We start from the raw sequence: 19,009 nt of genomic DNA on the forward strand, positions 1-19,009 counted from the left end.
ATGTAGAAACTCCCTTCAAATCTATCAGGAAGCAAAATCTCACAGAAGAAACTAACATGCTATGTGGGGTCAGCGCACGGCATCCAGTTTACCGCTTACTTTACAGTTCTGGAGATACTTCAGGGGTGCACAAAAAGACCCGCGATCGTATTTCTACGACGCGGGTTTTTTTTGTTTGATATCGTTTTGAGAGGATCTAATTGGCTTCTTACTAGGTTTGGCGGTGACCTACTCTCCCACGCCTTAAGACGCAGTACCATCGGCGCGACAGTGCTTAACTGCCGAGATCGGAACGGGATCGGGTGTTTCACTTGTGCTATGACCACCAAACCGAGAAAGAAGCCAAAATATCAACTGTTGTCCGTGTGTTAAGCTATACTAATGTATAGTGTATGCTTTTTGATTGGTCCTGAGGAGGCTTTGTCTGCCTTCTACTGGATCAAATCAAGCCTATCGAGCAATTAGTACCAGTCAACTGAATGCGTTACCGCACTTACATCTCTGGCCTATCGACGAGGTGGTCTACCTCGGCTCTCAAGGGAGATCTTGTTTTGAAGGGGGCTTCCCGCTTAGATGCCTTCAGCGGTTATCCTGTCCGTTCATAGCTACCCAGCACTGCTATTGGCATAACAACTGGTCCACCAGTGGAACGTTCACCCCGGTCCTCTCGTACTAGGGGCAACTCTTCTCAAATCTCCTACACCCACGGCAGATAGGGACCGAACTGTCTCACGACGTTCTAAACCCAGCTCACGTACCTCTTTAAATGGCGAACAGCCATACCCTTGGGACCTGCTCCAGCCCCAGGATGAGATGAGCCGACATCGAGGTGCCAAACACTGCCGTCGATATGGACTCTTGGGCAGTATCAGCCTGTTATCCCCGGCGTACCTTTTATCCGTTGAGCGATGGCCCTCCCACTTGGGACCACCGGATCACTATGACCGTCTTTCGACTCTGCTCGACTTGTCAGTCTCGCAGTCAGGCTGGCTTCTGCCATTGCACTCAACGACCGATTTCCGACCGGTCTGAGCCAACCTTCGCGCGCCTCCGTTACTCTTTAGGAGGCGACCGCCCCAGTCAAACTACCCGCCACACAGGGTCCCGGATCCGGATAACGGACCGCGGTTAGACATCAAGCAGAACAAGAGTGGTATCTCAAAGAAGGCTCCCTCAGAACTGGCGTCCTGAGTTCAAAGCCTACCACTTATTCTGCACATGTTCGGCCTAATGCCAATGTGAAGCTGTAGTAAAGGTGCACGGGGTCTTTCCGTCTAACCGCGGGAAGCCTGCATCTTGACAGGCAATTCAATTTCGCTGAGTCTATGTTGGAGACAGCGGGGAAGTCGTTACGCCATTCGTGCAGGTCGGAACTACCCGACAAGGAATTTCGCTACCTTAGGACCGTTATAGTTACGGCCGCCGTTTACCTGGGCTTCATTTCAGAGCTCTCACCCCTCCATTTAACCTTCAGGCACCGGGCAGGCGTCAGACCCTATACGTCGTCTTACGACTTCGCAGAGCCCTGTGTTTTTAGTAAACAGTCGCCACCCCCTGGTTTGTGCCCCCAGTCATTACTTGCGTAAGAACTGGGCCTCCTTCTCGCGAACTTACGGAGGTATTTTGCCGAGTTCCTTCAACATAGTTCTCTCAAGCGCCTTGGTATTCTCTACCTATCCACCTGTGTCGGTTTAGGGTACGATCTTATAGAGGGGCTATTTCCAGGAACCTCTAAGCAGCCCATTCAATCCGATAAGGATGAACTACCTTCGAGATCCGTCACCACCTCATGGCCCAGGAATATTAACCTGGTTCCCATCGACTACGCCTTTCGGCCTCGCCTTAGGGGTCGGCTTACCCTGCTCAGATTAACTTTAAGCAGGAACCCTTGGATTTTCGGCGACAGGGTCTCTCACCCTGTTTGTCGCTACTCATGTCATCATTCTCACTAGTGATCTCTCCACCGGATCGCTCACGCGCCGGCTTCACAGAAAACACCATATCCTCCGTTACATCCCGGAAGATGCAAATGAGGAAAGGTGTTATGTCACACTACGCTCTGCTACCATGCAATAAATGCATCCTAAGCTTCGGCTCATGGCTTGAGCCCCGTTACATCTTCGCCGCAGGACAACTTATTTAGACCAGTGAGCTGTTACGCTATCTTTAAAGGATGGCTGCTTCTAAGCCAACCTCCTGGTTGTTTTGGTCGTCCCACCTGCTTTCCCACTTAGCCATGAATTAGGGGCCTTAGCTGTAGGTCAGGGTTGTTTCCCTTTTCACAACGGACGTTAGCATCCGCTGTGTGTCTGCCATCTAGTACTTCTCGGTATTCGGAGTTTGATTAGGATCAGTAAGGCTGTGGGCCCCCATTACCCATTCAGTGCTCTACCCCCGAGAGTATTCGGATGACGCTCTACCTAAATAGATTTCGCAGAGAACCAGCTATCTCCGAGTTTGATTGGCCTTTCACCCCTAGGCACAATTCATCCCGATCTTTTTCAACAGATGTGGGTTCGGTCCTCCAGTGCATGTTACTGCACCTTCAACCTGATCATGCCTAGATCACTCGGTTTCGGGTCTGATCCCACTAACTCATTCGCCCTATTAAGACTCGCTTTCGCTGCGCCTACACCTAACGGCTTAAGCTTGCTAGTAAGACCAAGTCGATGACCCATTATACAAAAGGTACGCCGTCAGGACTCAAGGTCCCTCCGACTGCTTGTAGGCGTCCGGTTTCAGAAACTGTTTCACTCCCCTCGTCGGGGTGCTTTTCACCTTTCCCTCACGGTACTGGTTCGCTATCGGTCAATAAGGAGTACTTAGCCTTCGAAGGTGGTCCTCCGATCTTCAGACAGAATTTCACGTGTTCCGCCCTACTTAATACGTCAAATCATGCTTCCTATACGGGACTGTCACCCACTTTGGTCAATCTTTCCAGATTGTTCTAGTCACAATTATTGCTCGGCTGGTCCCCGTTCGCTCGCCGCTACTAGGGGAGTATCAATTGATTTCCTTTCCTCCGGGTACTTAGATGTTTCAGTTCCCCGGGTTTGCTTTTTTAACCCTATGTATTCAGGTTAAAAATACCTGGTTCACCTCGTTATTGATAGCAAAGCTAACAATAACAAAATGTCAGGTGGGTTCCCCCATTCAGAGATCCATGGATCAAAGCTTATTCTCAGCTCCTCATGGCTTATCGCAGAGTATCACGTCTTTCATCGCCTCTTATTGCCTAGGCATCCACCAAACGCCCTTTTCACGCTTGATTTGATCCAGAAGAAGTCAGACTTCTTCTGCGGCCAACCCCCTTTTGAAAAGGTTAGCCATTAATCAAAAGTCATACTTTATTCTTTCCCGCCTGGCTTGCGCCAGACTGCCTAACACTGGTTCAGGGTGCTAGGACTTGGGTTAGTGTACTTGACTTGGACAACATTGCTTTTTCAACGATGCATACACAACAGAACCTCGGAGAAGGTAACTGCATGCTTGCCAGAACAAAGACCTAAGTCCTTGATCAAGCACATGTTGAGATCAATTCGCTTACTCGCGACTGATCAACAGTGTTGATATTTTGATTCTCTCTAAACGATGTCAATAAGTTAGAAACTTCAGGAAGTTTCTAACAAAAAGCGAGACAGCGCATCCCGAAGGGTGCGCGTTCGCTTCGTCCAATTGGACGTTCAAACATTCAGTGAATGCTTGAAGATCTAATTGTATTGGGTTTTGGTGGAGCGTATCGGGATCGAACCGATGACCCCCTGCTTGCAAAGCAGGTGCTCTCCCATCTGAGCTAACGCCCCAAGCGTATCGCAGAGCGATGCGCGTTGCCCGGCAGGGTATTCGCTATGCGAATGTCCCGAGAGGGCGGGTATTTATTCTTATCTTGATGCGCTCTCGTGCGCTTTTCTTACAGAAAAGCCACTGACGCGACCATCTTGCGAAGCAAAATGGTGGGTCGAGGAGGATTTGAACCTCCGACCTCACGCTTATCAGGCGTGCGCTCTAACCAACTGAGCTACCGACCCATAGCGTTCTCTGGCTACGCCAGAAACGCGGAAGTGCAAACAGCGTATTGCAAAGCAATGCGCGAGTTGCACGGGATAGCAACACAGATGTGAGGCAACACTTATGCTCTCGTGCGCTTTTGCGATGCAAAAGCCACTGTCGCATGTTGCTATTGCGAAGCAATAACAACTTTCTGAAGAGATATGAGGACGGATTGGTTCAAACAATATCCTAAGATATTGCGATGTGCGATCTCCAAAGGAGAGATCGACTTTTATGCTAAGTGTTTCACGAAGTTAGCGAACTAACCTACTAGAAACATCCTTAGAAAGGAGGTGATCCAGCCCCAGGTTCCCCTAGGGCTACCTTGTTACGACTTCACCCCAGTCGCTGAACCCACCGTGGTCCGCTGCCCCCTCGAAAGGTTGGCGCACGGCCTTCGGGTAGATCCAACTCCCATGGTGTGACGGGCGGTGTGTACAAGGCCCGGGAACGTATTCACCGCGTCATGCTGTTACGCGATTACTAGCGATTCCGACTTCATGGGGTCGAGTTGCAGACCCCAATCCGAACTGAGACAGCTTTTTGGGATTAACCCATTGTCACTGCCATTGTAGCACGTGTGTAGCCCAACCCGTAAGGGCCATGAGGACTTGACGTCATCCACACCTTCCTCCGGCTTATCACCGGCAGTTTCCCTAGAGTGCCCAGCTTAACCTGCTGGCAACTAAGGACGTGGGTTGCGCTCGTTGCCGGACTTAACCGAACATCTCACGACACGAGCTGACGACAGCCATGCAGCACCTGTATCTCGTCCAGCCGAACTGAAAGATCCATCTCTGGACCGACGACGAGTATGTCAAGGGTTGGTAAGGTTCTGCGCGTTGCGTCGAATTAAACCACATGCTCCACCGCTTGTGCGGGCCCCCGTCAATTCCTTTGAGTTTTAATCTTGCGACCGTACTCCCCAGGCGGAATGCTTAATCCGTTAGGTGTGTCACCAACAAGCATGCTTGCTGACGACTGGCATTCATCGTTTACGGTGTGGACTACCAGGGTATCTAATCCTGTTTGCTCCCCACACTTTCGTACCTCAGCGTCAGTATCGAGCCAGTGAGCCGCCTTCGCCACTGGTGTTCCTCCAAATATCTACGAATTTCACCTCTACACTTGGAATTCCACTCACCTCTCTCGAACTCAAGACTAGCAGTATTAAAGGCAGTTCCAGGGTTGAGCCCTGGGATTTCACCCCTAACTTACTAATCCGCCTACGTACGCTTTACGCCCAGTAATTCCGAACAACGCTAACCCCCTCCGTATTACCGCGGCTGCTGGCACGGAGTTAGCCGGGGTTTCTTTTCCAGGTACTGTCATTATCATCCCTGGTGAAAGAGTTTTACGACCCTAAGGCCTTCATCACTCACGCGGCATCGCTAGATCAGGCTTGCGCCCATTGTCTAAGATTCCCCACTGCTGCCTCCCGTAGGAGTCTGGGCCGTGTCTCAGTCCCAGTGTTGCTGATCATCCTCTCAAACCAGCTAAAGATCGTCGACTTGGTAGGCCGTTACCCCACCAACTATCTAATCTTACGCGGGCCAATCCTTTACCGATAAATCTTTCCCCCGAAGGGCGTATAAGGTATTACTCTCAGTTTCCCGAGGCTATTCCTTAGTAAAGGGCATGTTCCCACGCGTTACTAACCCGTCCGCCGCTCCTCCCCGAAGGGAAGCGCTCGACTTGCATGTGTTAGGCGTGCCGCCAGCGTTCGTTCTGAGCCAGGATCAAACTCTCAAGTTGAAAAGCTATTACTAGCTTATCCCTGACGTTCGAACCTCTGCACATATAGCAATCCAACCGACTAAAGTTGGATCATTATTCACATCCAGCACTGCAAAGTACCGGATGTATTCTCTGTTTGTTGTGCTTCAGTTTACAAAGTAAACAAAAGCCGTCCAAACAGTGAAGCTGACTATCCATAATCGATCCAGTCACAAGTGACCTTCTCTAGGTAGTTGACATATATGTGCAGTATGTTTGTTCATCGAAATGAACCAAACCGCCCACATATCTCTTCAGATATTAGCAATTTCAAAGAGCGTGGAAACCGAAGCTTCCGAAAGGCAAATCACTGCCAGAGCGCCTTAATACTTAAGGCACGCTAGCCCGTCAACCTTCAAATTTCTAACTTCACTTCAGTGCCTTGCGACCCCTCCGCTGCCCCGCCAGATCGTCGCTTGTTAGCGTGTCGCCCTGCCGGTGAAGTGGGTTCTAGGGTTATACGACCAGACCCGCAACCCCTTTTTACAAAAACTTCGCAGTTTTTTCGAAAACCAACAAAACCCCTTATTTTCATACATCAAAAGCAACTTAACAAATGAATACCTCAGCCCAAACGCAACTTTCTAACACTCCAGAAACCACGAACAACAGATTTTCCAACAGACTCACCGCAAACAACCCACGACTCGCACACCATCAAACCCCAAACACTCAGAATCCAACCAATACGAGCAGGAAACGAGTCGAAACGAGTCGCCAAAAAACAAAACCCGACTCGAAAACACAAAAATACACATCTCAAACACACTCTCAGAATCAAAAAACCGCGCTCAAAAGAAGCGCGGTTACGTATTCTACTATAAAAGTGCACCAGAAATGCACTGTGGCGGCGGTTTGGGGACTTCAATCAAACGCAATGCTGCTCACGATATACTCCCAATCTAGCGCTATACTCCGCCAATCTAGCGCTGCCCTGTTGAGATCGAAAACTTCGACATCACCAGCTTCCGCTTGCCCCGCCCCCAGAAGAAGACCCACCGCCAAATGATGACCCACCAGAAGAACTGCTCGAAGAGCTTTCCGTTCTGCGCGGGATCGCTTTGGTCACTGAATATGTCTCGCCGCAATGGTGGCAATTGTAATCTGTACGTCTGACACCCTCAGATGAAGTCGTCGCACGCTTCAGCGTAATCGAGTCACCTTCCAGTGTACGGTAACTACAGGCACGGCAGGCGCCGAACCCACTAAACCAAGCGTGATATGCTTGGATCGTCACGTGGTCACATTGCGCGCATTTCCAAACATCGTAATCAATGCTGTTCAAGCGTTCCTCGACCACCTGCCCGGATTTCAAATGTTTGTCGTCCCAATCCTCGCTCAGCCGGGACATCTTTGATCCATCATTGGGGCAGATCCGAGGCTTGCTGCGCAAACGCCGCACAAACCCCACCATCGTGAGGAAAAATCCTGGAATAATCAGTGCAATCAACCAACCGATGTAGCGTTTGATAAATCCTTGAGGGCGGTCTAGGGCTTCCGTGACCGTGCCCGGATTAAAACCCTTGGGATAAGCCCCCGTGAGATCATAGATCACCGCATTCACACCTTTACGAATTCCTGCCGAATAGGCGCTTTGCTTGAACTCGGGGATAATGATGTTGTCGATGATGCGTTTCATCGGGTCATTCTTGCTGCGCCCATAACCCGAACCAACCTCGATACGCATTTTGCGATCTCCACGCGATACCAACAATAATACCCCGTCATTTGCGTCAGCATTCCCAACGCCCCATGCGTTAAACAGATCCGTTGCGAAAGGCTCAATGGCACCGACATGTCCGTAGTCAGACATGTTTTGAATTGTAAGAACTGTGAACTCTATGCCCGTTTCTGCGCGCAGTTCTTCAAGAGCGGTTCGAACATAACGCTCGTCTCGTGCGGTCATAAGAGATGCGTAATCGTTGACGTAGATGTTCTCAGGGTCAGGATATGACGTCTGCCCGAAGGCTGGCGTCGTCAACAAGGCACAGAGAACCAAAATGGATTTTAACAATTTAAACATATAACCAACATTCCAAAATACACATATTTTGCCGTCACAATCCGTTTTTCACCCACCCCACGCAAGCGGTTTTTCAGAAAGGGATTGGGTGCGACTGACAGCTGGGCACATTTACCTGATGCAACAAGATCCTATCGGGTGGGCATGTGGTTTTCAAAGCTTACTGTACAGTTTACGTTGCCTTCGGTTGGGCCCGATTGCGCCTGCCCAAACATGTCGGCATTTATACGGCGTGGCTGGCGACACTATACTATACGTAAGCGGTTGGGATTTTGTTATGAAGAGACGTGATGTTTTGTCTGGACTGATTGGGGGCGCGACTGGTGCATTTCTACCCTGGCGCGGAGCGCAGGCACAAGAAAGCGCACAGGGCGCCTTCCTGAAAGGTTATCTTCGCACCAATTGGAGTCAGGACCCTTACGCATTTGGATCATATTCCTATGTGGCGACGGGGGCTTTGCAAAGTGATCGGGCTGCCCTCGGGGCGCCTATTGATCGCCGGATCTATTTTGCGGGGGAAGCCATTCACCCCCATCACAACAGCACAGTGCATGCCGCTTATGAAAGCGGCATTATGACTGCCCAGGACGTTGATCGAGACACGCGCGGCCCCATCGCAGTTATTGGTGCCGGGATAAGCGGCTTGGCTTTGGCCCAGCGCTTATCTGCAAAAGGCCGATCCGTTACAGTCTTTGAAGCCCGCGATCGCATCGGCGGACGTATAGTGACCAATCGCGATCTTGGTGTGCCGCTGGATCTGGGGGCAAGCTGGATCCATGGAACGCATGATAACCCGATTGCGAACCTCGCGCAGGTTATGGACACCGCAACGGTTGCCACGGATGAGACCTATATCATGCGTGGCGCGGGTGGGCGTCTAATGGAAGAAAGTGCGGCACCGAATTGGCTTGAGGATGTAACAACCATTCAACACAATGCAGGCGCGGCGCGTCACGACATAAACCTTCAAGCTTACATGGCGCAGACTGAATACAGTGGTGACGATGTGATTTTCTCGCAAGGCTATGAAAGCCTTCTTCCAGCCCTGGACGGGGATTACGAGGTGAAACTGTCGTCCCCCGTCAGCGCGATTTCTCATGATGAAAATGGCGTCGTGATCACATCCAACGGCACGAACACAGAATTTGATGTTGTCGTGGTGACACTGCCCTTGGGTGTCTTGAAGGCAAACACAGTCACTTTCACCCCGGCCCTGCCGTCTGCCACGCAAAATGCGATTGCCAAACTGGGCATGGGGACGCTTGATAAACTGTACCTACAGTATGAGGAACCATTTTGGGACGAAGACATCACTTGGATTGCCACGCCTGAAAATGGGCTTCCAAAGGGGCAATTCAATCAGTGGCTAAATCTATACAAATACCTAGGGCAACCCATCATTATGGCATTTAACGGCGGACCACCTGCCCTAGCGTTATCCATGGACACGGATGAAGAACTGATCATGAAAGCGAAACAGTCCCTGGAAGGTTCCTATTTCTAACCATCCAGAGACTGAAGAAGGGGTGTTTCCACTTAGCTTAGGTTTGGAAAGATCTCATCCATTGGGGTTGAGCGCCCGTTGCCCCCGACAATGCGCACATGTTTGCGGCGGATCTGACGGGGTTCTGACACGCCGACAGAATGGGCGATGGTTTCGACCTCTTTGATCATGCCTTTGGCATAGGCCGCGACCTTTTCATATTTCGCCTCAGGCACCAGCCCCTTCTGAAAGCGTTCATCATGTGTGGTGATCCCCGTGGGGCAGGTGTTTTTGTTGCATTTCAACGCCTGGATACACCCAAGGCTGAACATAAAGCCACGGGCAGACGTGACAAAATCAGCCCCCGCCGCCAAGGCCCAAGCCACGTCACCCGGATTAACAAGCTTGCCAGAGGCGATCAGGCGAATGCGATCTTTCAGGCCGGCATCGCGCAACAAATTCGCAACCAATGGCAGGGCTTCGCGCACGGTCATACCAACGAGATCCATCAACGGCATGGGCGCTGCACCTGTTCCACCTTCACCACCATCGATGGTGATGAAATCTGGCGCACTGTCCGCGCCGCGTTGCTTAATAAGGTCGAGAAAGTCTTGCATCGGGGACAGTTCGCCAATCACAGTCTTAATGCCAACAGGCTTGCCCGTGATGTCGCGCACGTGGTGAATGAAATCCAACAGATCTTCCCAACTGTCGACACCTTCATGCCGGTTCGGCGAAATAGAGGCCACCCCTTCCTGAATGCCGCGAATGGCAGCAATTTCAGCGGTGACCTTTTCACCCGGAAGAATACCACCTTTGCCAGGTTTCGCCCCTTGGGCCAACTTGATCTCGAACATCCGCACGTTTTCATGTCCGGCGATCTCGCGCAGCTTGTCATCGGACAGATTGCCATCACAATCGCGCACGCCATATTTGGCCGTACCGATTTGAAAAACAATGTCGCATCCGCCTTCAAGGTGGTGCGGCGACAGGCCTCCTTCGCCCGTGTTCATCCAAACACCGGCTTTCTTCGCCCCCCGCGACAAGGCTTGCACAGCGGGTTTGGACAGGGCACCGAAACTCATGCCAGATATATTGTATATAGACGGGGCAAGAAATGGCGTGCGCGCGCCTTCACCGATCATCAAAGGTTCGGTCTTGGCGACCTGATCATCCAAAGGCGGAAAGGCCGCGTTCACAAATATCGGCGTGCCTGGCACAGATAGGTTGCGCGTTGATCCAAATGCGATGGTGTTGCTTTCCCCACCAGAAGCCCGCGCGACCCAATCCCGTTGAGCACGGTTAAAAGGCAGCTCTTCGCGATCCATTGCAAAGAAATACTGACGGAAGAATTCGCCCAGCTCAGTGAACAAATGGCGGAAGCGCCCAATAACGGGATAGTTCCGGCGCACCGCATCCCCGGTTTGCATCCGGTCGATGACGAATAAGACCACAGCAAAGGCAGCGCCAAGGCCAATCACCAGAACAAATAGCAGCGCCAAAACCGAAAGCACTTGCCCCGCCCATTGCATGTAAATCATCATCGGTACATCATTCCCTATATGTTTAGCGCATATGATGACGCGGGGCGTAACCGGGGGCAAGAGCCAGATCTATGCTTCACGAAAACGTCGCCGGATGTGAACAGATAGGATGAACACCTTTACACTGAGTCACCAAGGACACATGTATTTGAAATCTCGCATGCACCCCGCAAATGCACTTGCGCCATGACATCCGATTGTAACAAGTGCACGCATAGTAACGATTGCCCCAAATTGTCTGGGTTATGTAAAAGGATTTTTTCAAATGGGCTTTAAAGAAGCTATACGCACCTGTTTGTTCGAGAAATACATCACATTTTCTGGCCGCGCATCGCGGTCTGAATATTGGTGGTTTTATTTATTTTTGGTGTTGTGCCTCGCAACGTTCGCCATCATTTTCGCTGTTGTAATGAGCATGCAGCCTTCAAACACAGCAATCGGTGTAATCTTCACAATCTTAGGGCTACCTCTTGTGGCGCTCTATATCCCTTTGATATCAGTTATGGTCCGCCGCTTCCACGATCGCGACATGTCAGGTTGGCTTGTGTTGGTCGCTATGTTGGCAGGCGCCATCCCGTATATCGGCGTACTTATCAGCATCTGGTTCTTTGTTATGACTGTCATGAAAGGCACAGAAGGCGACAATCGATTTGGATCAGACCCACTGAAACTTGAGCATAGCGAAGATGTTTTCGCCTAAAGAACTGGTTTTTTAATCATATGAAATATCTCAGCGCCCTTTTTCTGTTTTGCCTGCTGCCTGTCAGCGGGTTCGCGCAGGACGTGGGCGGTGAGGGGGCCGAAAAATACACAATTGTTGAGACTGTCGACGCCCCAACCAGCGAAACCTCGCGAGAGGTCACAGCCTTAACCCGAAACAGCCGAGTTACATCGGACGTCACCTATGTCAGTCAGCTGGATGGGCAGTTGGCGTCTGGACGCGCACAAGAAAACCCAAAACAGAATACCCCCCTGCCCGGACGTGAATTCAGCGTGCCATCCGGTGGCGGTATGGGCGTGATGGTCGCGTTTGTCATCATTCTGGGTGCCATATTTTTGTGGCTCAAATTTGGTGGGGCCGGCATGCTGTTGTCGCGTGAACCGTCTGAAGTGAACCCAAAACCAAGCCAGGCCCCCGATACTTGGAAAATCGCCAGCGCGGACCTGCAAAAAGGGCCGCAATCCATCTTGGACAAAATCGCGGCGATGCAAGATCGCAGCGAAGCCTTGGTTTTGCTGCTGCGTTACAGCTTATTATCAGCGTCAGAAAGCACCAGCACCCGCTTTGCACGCGCCGACACGGAACGCGGCGCATTTGAACGTTTGCCAACCCATTGGGCCCATATCCACAGCGTCGAAGCGATTTTGCGGCAAGCCGAACTGGCACATTACGGCGGGCGACCTGTAAGTGACTCGCATTTTGACGCCGCCATTGAACTTGGGCGCACAGTGTTAAACCAAACCTCAAAAACGGGGGCGCGCGCATGACCGACACATCTGCACCCTCACACGTCGAAGCCCCTGTATCAAACACCCCAATGATCGTTGTCGCGATCCTGTTGGTCCTAGGCTTTGTTATGCTTTCAATGCTTGGATCTGGGCAAACAGATCGGCAGCTTAACAAATCCGCTATCGGGGTCGAAACTTTAGGGGCCTGGCTGGATGATCAAGGCGTCGACAATCGCCTGTCTCATCCGCGCGTGCACCCATCCGCTGAACAACTGTCTTTGCGCATTTTGCCCCTGTATGACACAGACCTAAGCGCCTATACGACCACGCCAGAAACACGCGATGAACATATCATCCAAGATGACCTGCGCGATATTTTACAGCGCAACTATTCCCTTAAAATTCAAGAGATACGTTCAATCGTGTTGATGCCAAAATGGCGGGGTGGATTGAATGTTACAGGCATCGCCCATGAACAATCCTTGATCCCAATTGGCAACTTGCAACCACTTTTGCCGCAATTGGGTTTACACAGCATACGTCTGCGCCGTTCCGGTCCGAACTTTGAGCAACTCTCGTCCCATGGCGCAGAGATCGCATTGTTCCAAGCCCAGTTCTTTGATGCGCGGACACTGCCCGATACCTGTAAATCAGTTGTGACCTTCGGCAAGGATGCCTTAGTGATCGCTTGCAAACAGGCAGACGACCGGCCTGTTGTATATATTGTGTCCGACCCGGACCTCATGAACAACCACGGCCTTAAAGTCGCCGAAAACGCGCGCTTTACTTTGAATTTCATCAATAATCTGCGTGGCACGGATGAACGCCCGGTTTACATTGACCGCAGCTCACAGCTGTTGGTGACCGTGGAACGCCCTGATGAATACCAAGAATACGAACGCGGCAGCGATGAATTCGAACGGTTCTTCACCTATCCGTTTTCGCTGCTTTGGGCGGTGCTTTTGATCGTATTGGCCATGCTGTTTTGGCGCGGCTCACGTCGATTTGGCCCACTCAACGCGTCGGGTGGCCCCAGCCGTGCGCAATCCAAGCGGGCTGCCATCGCAGCCAAAGCCCGGTTGCTGCGCTTGTCCGGAAACGATGGGCGCATGGTTGCAGATTTCGTCAGCTCCCAGATTGAAGACCTTGCCAAACGAAATTTCGGCCATGTCACCAGCGGCGAGGCCGAAGCGCGGTTCATGGCACTTGTTGCACGGCGGCACCCAAAGCTTGCAAAAGAATTCTCTGCTGTATCAGATACGCTCATGGCCAACCCGCCAGAGATGTCTGCCCATCAGCGTCACCGGCTTCTGGCCACTTATCATTCTCTGTTGAAAAAGGTTATGGAACATCATGGACCTCACTGAATTCCAAACGCTCGCCCGCGATATCCGCAGCGAAATCGGCTCTGTTGTTCAGGGTCAGAATGAACTGATCGACATGCTTTTGATTTCGATCTTCGCCCGTGGTCACTGCCTGCTTGAAGGCCCCCCCGGCACCGCGAAAACCCTTGTCGCGCGCTGTCTTGCCCAGGTGGTGGATCTTGATTTTGGTCGCGTACAGTTCACGCCCGACTTAATGCCGGGTGATGTGTTGGGCGTAAATCTATTCAACTTTGAAACCAACGAATTCCGCCTCACCAAGGGCCCGATCTTCACCGATATTTTGCTATCAGACGAGATCAACCGCGCCCCCCCCAAAACGCAATCCGCGCTTTTGCAGGCGATGAACGAACGCGAAGTGACGATTGACGGCAAGACCTATCCACTGGGTGAAGATTTCTTCATTATCGCCACGCAAAACCCGATTGAACAACATGGCACCTACCCGCTGCCCGAAGCGCAGCTGGACCGTTTCTTGTTTAAGCTATTGGTCGACTTCCCAGATCGCGACGCTGAAATCGACATTCTAACAAGCATCGCCGCCCTGCCCCTTTCCGCAGACAGTGGCCGCACAAATCTGCGCAAAGTGATGGATCGCCCAACCCTGAAGGCGGGACACGAATTGGTGGATTCCATTCGCCTGGATCAAACCATTCTGACCTATATCGTTGATCTGATCCGCGCCACACGATCTGACGGAGACATACAACATGGCGCATCCACGCGTGCCGCCAGTGCACTTGCCGGTGCGGTTCGCGCCAAAGCCGCGCTTGATGGGCGTGATTATGCGATCCCAGATGATGTGCAAGCCCTTTTGATCCCAGCAATGCGCCACCGTCTGGTGCTTGGCCCTGGCGCCGAGATCGAAGGCCACACCACGGATGATGTCTTGCGCACCATCATGAACCGCACGGATGCACCACGCTAAGATGCGACCGTCAAAACGCCTCATAACGCTGGTTTTCATACTGGCCGCGGTGTCGATTTTCATCGGCCTAACCTTGCCTGATGGGGCGGGCATGGTTGTCATGATTTGGGGCGGTGCCGTATTGTTTGGTTTGGTTGATTTGCTGATGACGCCGTCAGCCAAAACCTTCGATTTGAACGCAGATCTTGTCGAAACCGGCTTTACTGGCGCGAATGCACCCCTGAATTTATCGATCCGTGCAAAGAAGAACAGCCTGCCGGCATATCTCGAAATGCGGCTTCACCATGGCACAGAAATCACCCCTACACCTGCCGCACAGGTGCTGTTCAATGCGCCAGGCACCAAACAACATCAGATGTCTTGGCCTCTTGGCTTGCGGGAGCGTGGCCAAAGCAAGCTGACCCGACTGTCCGTACGTTTTCAATCGCGCTTTGGGTTGTTCGAAATGCTGCCATCTTGGCCCCTGGATTTGAACATTGATATCGTCGCCAATATCGCACCTGTGCTGAATGGCGAAATACACACACAGATGTTGCCCTTACTGGATGGTCTAAAGGACATGAATCTGCGCGGGGAAGGATCAGAATTCCATCAGCTGCGTGAATTTCAGATCGGCATGGATCCCCGCAGCATTGATTGGAAACGGTCGGCCCGTATGCGCAATATGGTGGCCCGCGAAACCCGTGCAGAACGCAACCATCAGATCATCATCTGCCTGGACAGTGGTCACTTGATGGGCGAACATATTGATCAATTGTCAAAGTTAGATCATGCGATCAATGCGTCGCTGTCCTTGGCTTGGGCTGGTGGCATCGGGGGCGACAATGTGGGATTTTACAACTTTGACAGCCGTCCACAAACCTTCATTCCCCCCCGTCCTGGTAAACGCGCATTTGGTCATATCCAACGACACAGCGCGGTTTTGCAGCAAGACACTGCGGAAACCAACCACACGCTTGGCTTAACCCGGCTCGCCAGTCATCTGTCGCGACGGTCCCTGGTTGTGGTGTTTTCTGATTTTGTAGACAGCACAAGTGCCGAACTGTTGGTGGAAAACCTGTCGGTCATGACACGCAAACATCTGGTGCTCTATGTGGCTTTGCGTGATCCCGATCTTCAGGCGATTGCCCACCCCGATCACGCATCTATGGCCGCCGTGTCAGAAGCCGTATCAGCCCGTCAGATTTTGCGCGAACGCGAAGCCGTCTTGGACAAATTGCAACGCTTGGGCATTCTGTGTTTGGATACCCATCCCAAACATCTGACCGCGTCTCTGATTTCACGCTACATCGATATCAAAGCGCAGGAGCGCATATGAGTTCGCCCACGACAAACACCCAAAACACATTGCGTTCCTCGCGTTTCCGCGCAGAGCGGGAAGTCGGCTGGAAGGAACTCGACAGCCTTATCACCCGGGCTGAAAGTCAAGGCATGTCATCTCTGCGCTATGAAGAAGCCGCCGCCTTGGCCAGCCTGTACCGCCAAGCCATGAATTCCCTATCGGTGGCACGATCTATTTCCATGGATAAGGCCTTGTTGGCCTATCTTGAGGCATTATGCGCACGGGCCTATTTGGTGGTCTATGCCCCGCAAGAAAGCATCCGTGGGGCGGTGACCCGCTTGTTCACCACAGGCATTCCACGCGCTGTGCGGCGCTCAACCGTGCCCCTTTTGGTTGGTTTCCTGGCGCTCATTATGGGCGCTATCATTGGCTATATTCTGTTTTCACAGGATCCAGAATGGTTCTACAGCTTTGTGCCCTCGGGCCTGTCTGATGGGCGCGTTCCGGGTGCCAGCCAAGAATATCTGCGCGGCACCCTGTTTGACGACGGCGATCGCGACCACAGTGATCTGGGGGTCTTCGCCACATTCTTGTTCTCACACAATACCCGCATCGCAATTTTCATTTTCGCCTTAGGTGTCTTTGCCGCTTTGCCCAGTTTCGTTCTAACATTTTACAACGGTCTGATGCTTGGGGCTTTTTGGGGCATGTTTGCACAGGCCGGTCTGGGATATGAGGTGTTCGGCTGGCTGTCGATTCATGGTGTCACCGAGCTGTCCGCAATTGCAGTTGCCTGTGCTGGCGGCGCGCAACTTGGGTTGGCCGTGCTCTTGCCGGGCAATAACACAAGACGCGAAGCTTTGCGCCGGGCGGGGCCTGACGCGGTTAAACTGATGATCCTTGCGGGGTTGATGTTGATCACGGCAGCAATCATCGAAGGGTTCTTTCGCCAACTGGTACAATCGACGGAACTACGCCTGTTTATCGGATGGGGCATTGGCGCCTTGTGGCTGGCGTGGTTGCTGTTGGCAGGGCGCGAAATGGATCACGCGGATCGGGGACAATCATGACCGGTCGCAAACAAGATCTTATCCCCCCCGAGGGCGTCCCCGTTTCATTTCAAATATCATCCGGCGGGTCACGCCTTGGCGCTCAAATGCTTGATATCATCATCACCTTTGGCGGCGTCTTCGCATTGTTTGTGGCCCTCATCTGGATGGGGCTTCTCAGCTGGGCCTTCATGGGCACCTTGTTCTTATTGCTGATTTTTCTGGTGCGCATCCCCTATTATATATTCTCAGAACTGATCTGGAATGGGCGCACAATTGGCAAAAAGATCACCCATACGCGTGTGGTCAGCGCTGATGGTGGCCGCTTAACGCCCCATCAAATCACTGCGCGTAACCTGATGAAGGAAGTCGAGGTTTTCATGCCTCTCACAACCCTTCTGTCAGGCAGTTTTGACAGCGGATGGACAGGCACATTTCTAACACTCTGGATGCTGATCGTGCTTGCCGTCCCTTTGATCAACAAGCGCCGTCAACGCCTAGGCGACATGATCGCAGGCACGTTGGTTGTGGACCAGCCAAAGGCCATTCTAATGCCGGATCTCGCAACAAAATTGATGGTTGATCGGGTTGAATTCACCTTTGAGCCGCAACACTTAGATATTTACGGCCGCTATGAATTACAAACACTTGAAGAGATCCTGCGCGCCCCTCCCAAAACGCCGGAAGCGGTGACGCGGATGTCAAAAGTCACCCAAACCATTCACCGCAAAATCGGATATACAGATCGGATCTTGCCCGAGGATCATTGGCATTTCTTGACCGATTTTTACCGTCAGCAACGCGAATTTTTGGAAAGCAAGCAACTGTTCGGCGACGCGCGTGAAAACAAACATCATGACATGAACAAACCCAAGCCGTAATTCGGCACAAAAAAGGGGGCGTTCAACGCCCCCTTTTGTCCAATGACGACCGGCGTTATTCCGTCGCCATCAACATTTCATTGTGGTCTCGAAGCGACTGAGAAACGATCGCGTACCATTCCCCACTTTGGCGCATTTCATTCAGACCACGGTTCAGCATGGCGACATACTCACGACCAAATGGGTTAACCTTGCTGATCAAAAATCCATAAGAGGTCACGTAGTTTACGTTTGGATTTTCAACAACATCATTGGTGATGCCCAGCTCTTTGCGAGAGGTTTCAAACAGATCCGGCGTCATCCCTGCGATATCCGCATTGCCCAGCATCACAGCTTCGATACAGTTCACGGGCTTATCAGCAAGCATCAGCTCAAGTGCAGGCGGCAGCATCCCGTTCACCTCTAGATCGATGGTGGAATACCCTTCTGGACGGCAGAATGTTGATCCACGGAAGTCTTCATAGGTCTGGGCATTCGCATAGGGACTGTCAGGGCGCATGAAATAGGCGGTGATTGTTTCATAAACCGGCACTGTGCGCAGAAATTCATTGCAGCGCCTACCTGATGAGGACGCCGGGTCATGCTGTTTTGTACAATCAGGCAATGTCCACGCCAGTGACACGTCAAACGCACCAAGCGGCAGCAAGACATCCAAATGTGAACCCCAGTCGTCAACAAAACTGATGGAGAATTCACGATCATTCCCGCCACGCTGCAGGGCGGTCGTTGCAAGACGCGCCATCATGCCACCCCCTGGCAGGCTTTCATCCGCAAAAGGCTGCCAGTCATTGCCCGTCACGATCTTCATCGGCGGGTGATAGACATTATTGCTGGGGCGCGCGGCTTGGAATTGTTCTTGTTGCTGAATAACCGCTTCAGCTGTCAGGCCATTTGGAAGACTGCCATCAAGGCACGGCAATTGCAGAACCAGCCCTGATTCAAGCAAGTTGGGGTTGCTTACAACACTGCGGTTTGCGTTGAAGATATTCTGATAATCAGAAATACCATAGGCAGACAAAGCGATGGTCGCCAATGTGTCGCCGTCGGCCACTTGATAGGTCGAACACGCATCTTGCGCACCCGCAGCCCCCGCTGAGATGAACGTTGCTGCCACAGCAGCCCGTACGAGGGTACGAGATTGTATATTATACATAAGTCTTCC

The 19,009-nt window shown here is 51.9% G+C and carries 11 protein-coding genes, 2 tRNA genes and 3 rRNA genes; 8 read left to right on the forward strand and 8 right to left on the reverse strand.

The genetic code is table 11. The features are described 5' to 3' along the window. Positions 1-215 precede the first annotated feature (215 nt). The 6 genes from rrf to RJ38_RS08055 all read right to left on the reverse strand — a co-directional run bounded on the left by rrf (position 216) and on the right by RJ38_RS08055 (position 7,849). Positions 216-330 (reverse strand): 5S ribosomal RNA (rrf, locus tag RJ38_RS08030). A gap of 110 nt (positions 331-440) precedes the next feature. Further along, positions 441-3,271 (reverse strand): 23S ribosomal RNA (locus RJ38_RS08035). A gap of 456 nt (positions 3,272-3,727) precedes the next feature. Further along, positions 3,728-3,803, reverse strand: a tRNA-Ala gene (locus RJ38_RS08040). Positions 3,804-3,951: 148 nt separating this feature from the next. After that, positions 3,952-4,028: transfer RNA gene (locus RJ38_RS08045), tRNA-Ile, on the reverse strand. 308 nt (positions 4,029-4,336) lie between these two features. Further along, positions 4,337-5,805: ribosomal RNA gene (locus RJ38_RS08050) — 16S ribosomal RNA — on the reverse strand. The 16S, 23S and 5S rRNA genes sit together here with 2 tRNA genes alongside, the layout of an rRNA operon. A 979-nt stretch (positions 5,806-6,784) precedes the next feature. Then, the gene (locus RJ38_RS08055) at positions 6,785-7,849 is read right to left on the reverse strand and encodes a TPM domain-containing protein (RefSeq protein ID WP_039018359.1); all 1,065 of its coding nucleotides are present in this window, start codon (positions 7,847-7,849) and stop codon (positions 6,785-6,787) included. A 277-nt stretch (positions 7,850-8,126) separates the two neighbouring features. On the opposite strand from RJ38_RS08055, the gene RJ38_RS08060 reads away from it, so the two are divergent. After that, positions 8,127-9,353: an FAD-dependent oxidoreductase gene (locus RJ38_RS08060; RefSeq protein WP_039018360.1), complete on the forward strand. Its 1,227-nt coding sequence runs from the start codon at positions 8,127-8,129 to the stop codon at positions 9,351-9,353. 32 nt (positions 9,354-9,385) lie between these two features. Here RJ38_RS08060 and RJ38_RS08065 read toward each other — a convergent pair whose 3' ends face one another. After that, a complete protein-coding gene (locus tag RJ38_RS08065) occupies positions 9,386-10,864 on the reverse strand; it encodes an FMN-binding glutamate synthase family protein (RefSeq protein WP_039018843.1) in 1,479 nt (492 codons plus the stop codon). 277 nt (positions 10,865-11,141) lie between these two features. Here RJ38_RS08065 and RJ38_RS08070 point away from each other — a divergent pair, with 277 nt between their 5' ends. From RJ38_RS08070 to RJ38_RS08100, 7 genes are read left to right on the forward strand one after another with little or no spacing between them, the layout of a single operon-like run. Then, on the forward strand, positions 11,142-11,576 hold the full coding sequence (locus tag RJ38_RS08070) for a DUF805 domain-containing protein (RefSeq protein WP_039018361.1): 435 nt from the start codon (positions 11,142-11,144) through the stop codon (positions 11,574-11,576). A 20-nt stretch (positions 11,577-11,596) separates the two neighbouring features. Then, entirely contained in the window at positions 11,597-12,364 is a 768-nt protein-coding gene (locus RJ38_RS18120; protein WP_052245289.1) for a hypothetical protein, read from the forward strand. After that, a complete protein-coding gene (locus RJ38_RS18125) occupies positions 12,361-13,692 on the forward strand; it encodes a hypothetical protein (RefSeq protein ID WP_052245290.1) in 1,332 nt (443 codons plus the stop codon). The genes RJ38_RS18120 and RJ38_RS18125 overlap by 4 nt, the downstream gene beginning before the upstream one ends. After that, on the forward strand, positions 13,679-14,635 hold the full coding sequence (locus RJ38_RS08085; protein ID WP_039018362.1) for an AAA family ATPase: 957 nt from the start codon (positions 13,679-13,681) through the stop codon (positions 14,633-14,635). The genes RJ38_RS18125 and RJ38_RS08085 overlap by 14 nt, the downstream gene beginning before the upstream one ends. After that, complete coding sequence (locus tag RJ38_RS08090) at positions 14,622-15,953, forward strand: DUF58 domain-containing protein (protein WP_082005678.1); 1,332 nt, start codon at positions 14,622-14,624, stop codon at positions 15,951-15,953. The genes RJ38_RS08085 and RJ38_RS08090 overlap by 14 nt, the downstream gene beginning before the upstream one ends. Then, positions 15,950-16,987, forward strand: coding sequence for a stage II sporulation protein M (locus RJ38_RS08095; protein WP_039018364.1), 1,038 nt, complete (start codon positions 15,950-15,952; stop codon positions 16,985-16,987). The genes RJ38_RS08090 and RJ38_RS08095 overlap by 4 nt, the downstream gene beginning before the upstream one ends. Then, the gene (locus tag RJ38_RS08100) at positions 16,984-17,847 is read left to right on the forward strand and encodes an RDD family protein (RefSeq protein WP_039018365.1); all 864 of its coding nucleotides are present in this window, start codon (positions 16,984-16,986) and stop codon (positions 17,845-17,847) included. The genes RJ38_RS08095 and RJ38_RS08100 overlap by 4 nt, the downstream gene beginning before the upstream one ends. Positions 17,848-17,902: 55 nt before the next feature. Here RJ38_RS08100 and RJ38_RS08105 read toward each other — a convergent pair whose 3' ends face one another. Beyond that, a complete protein-coding gene (locus RJ38_RS08105; RefSeq protein ID WP_039018366.1) occupies positions 17,903-19,000 on the reverse strand; it encodes a transporter substrate-binding domain-containing protein in 1,098 nt (365 codons plus the stop codon). Between the last annotated feature and the right edge of the window lie 9 nt (positions 19,001-19,009).

Origin of the sequence: Halocynthiibacter namhaensis (genome assembly GCF_000812685.1) — a bacterium.
GTDB lineage: Bacteria > Pseudomonadota > Alphaproteobacteria > Rhodobacterales > Rhodobacteraceae > Halocynthiibacter > Halocynthiibacter namhaensis.

What these genes read in the sequence shown, in the direction of transcription:
- RJ38_RS08055 (WP_039018359.1), bottom strand. Translation starts at nt 7,849, where the DNA reads ATGTTTAAATTGTTAAAATCCATTTTGGTTCTCTGTGCCTTGTTGACG.
- RJ38_RS08060 (WP_039018360.1), top strand. Translation starts at nt 8,127, where the DNA reads ATGAAGAGACGTGATGTTTTGTCTGGACTGATTGGGGGCGCGACTGGT.
- RJ38_RS08065 (WP_039018843.1), bottom strand. Translation starts at nt 10,864, where the DNA reads ATGCAATGGGCGGGGCAAGTGCTTTCGGTTTTGGCGCTGCTATTTGTT.
- RJ38_RS08070 (WP_039018361.1), top strand. Translation starts at nt 11,142, where the DNA reads ATGGGCTTTAAAGAAGCTATACGCACCTGTTTGTTCGAGAAATACATC.
- RJ38_RS18120 (WP_052245289.1), top strand. Translation starts at nt 11,597, where the DNA reads ATGAAATATCTCAGCGCCCTTTTTCTGTTTTGCCTGCTGCCTGTCAGC.
- RJ38_RS18125 (WP_052245290.1), top strand. Translation starts at nt 12,361, where the DNA reads ATGACCGACACATCTGCACCCTCACACGTCGAAGCCCCTGTATCAAAC.
- RJ38_RS08085 (WP_039018362.1), top strand. Translation starts at nt 13,679, where the DNA reads ATGGACCTCACTGAATTCCAAACGCTCGCCCGCGATATCCGCAGCGAA.
- RJ38_RS08090 (WP_082005678.1), top strand. Translation starts at nt 14,622, where the DNA reads ATGCACCACGCTAAGATGCGACCGTCAAAACGCCTCATAACGCTGGTT.
- RJ38_RS08095 (WP_039018364.1), top strand. Translation starts at nt 15,950, where the DNA reads ATGAGTTCGCCCACGACAAACACCCAAAACACATTGCGTTCCTCGCGT.
- RJ38_RS08100 (WP_039018365.1), top strand. Translation starts at nt 16,984, where the DNA reads ATGACCGGTCGCAAACAAGATCTTATCCCCCCCGAGGGCGTCCCCGTT.
- RJ38_RS08105 (WP_039018366.1), bottom strand. Translation starts at nt 19,000, where the DNA reads ATGTATAATATACAATCTCGTACCCTCGTACGGGCTGCTGTGGCAGCA.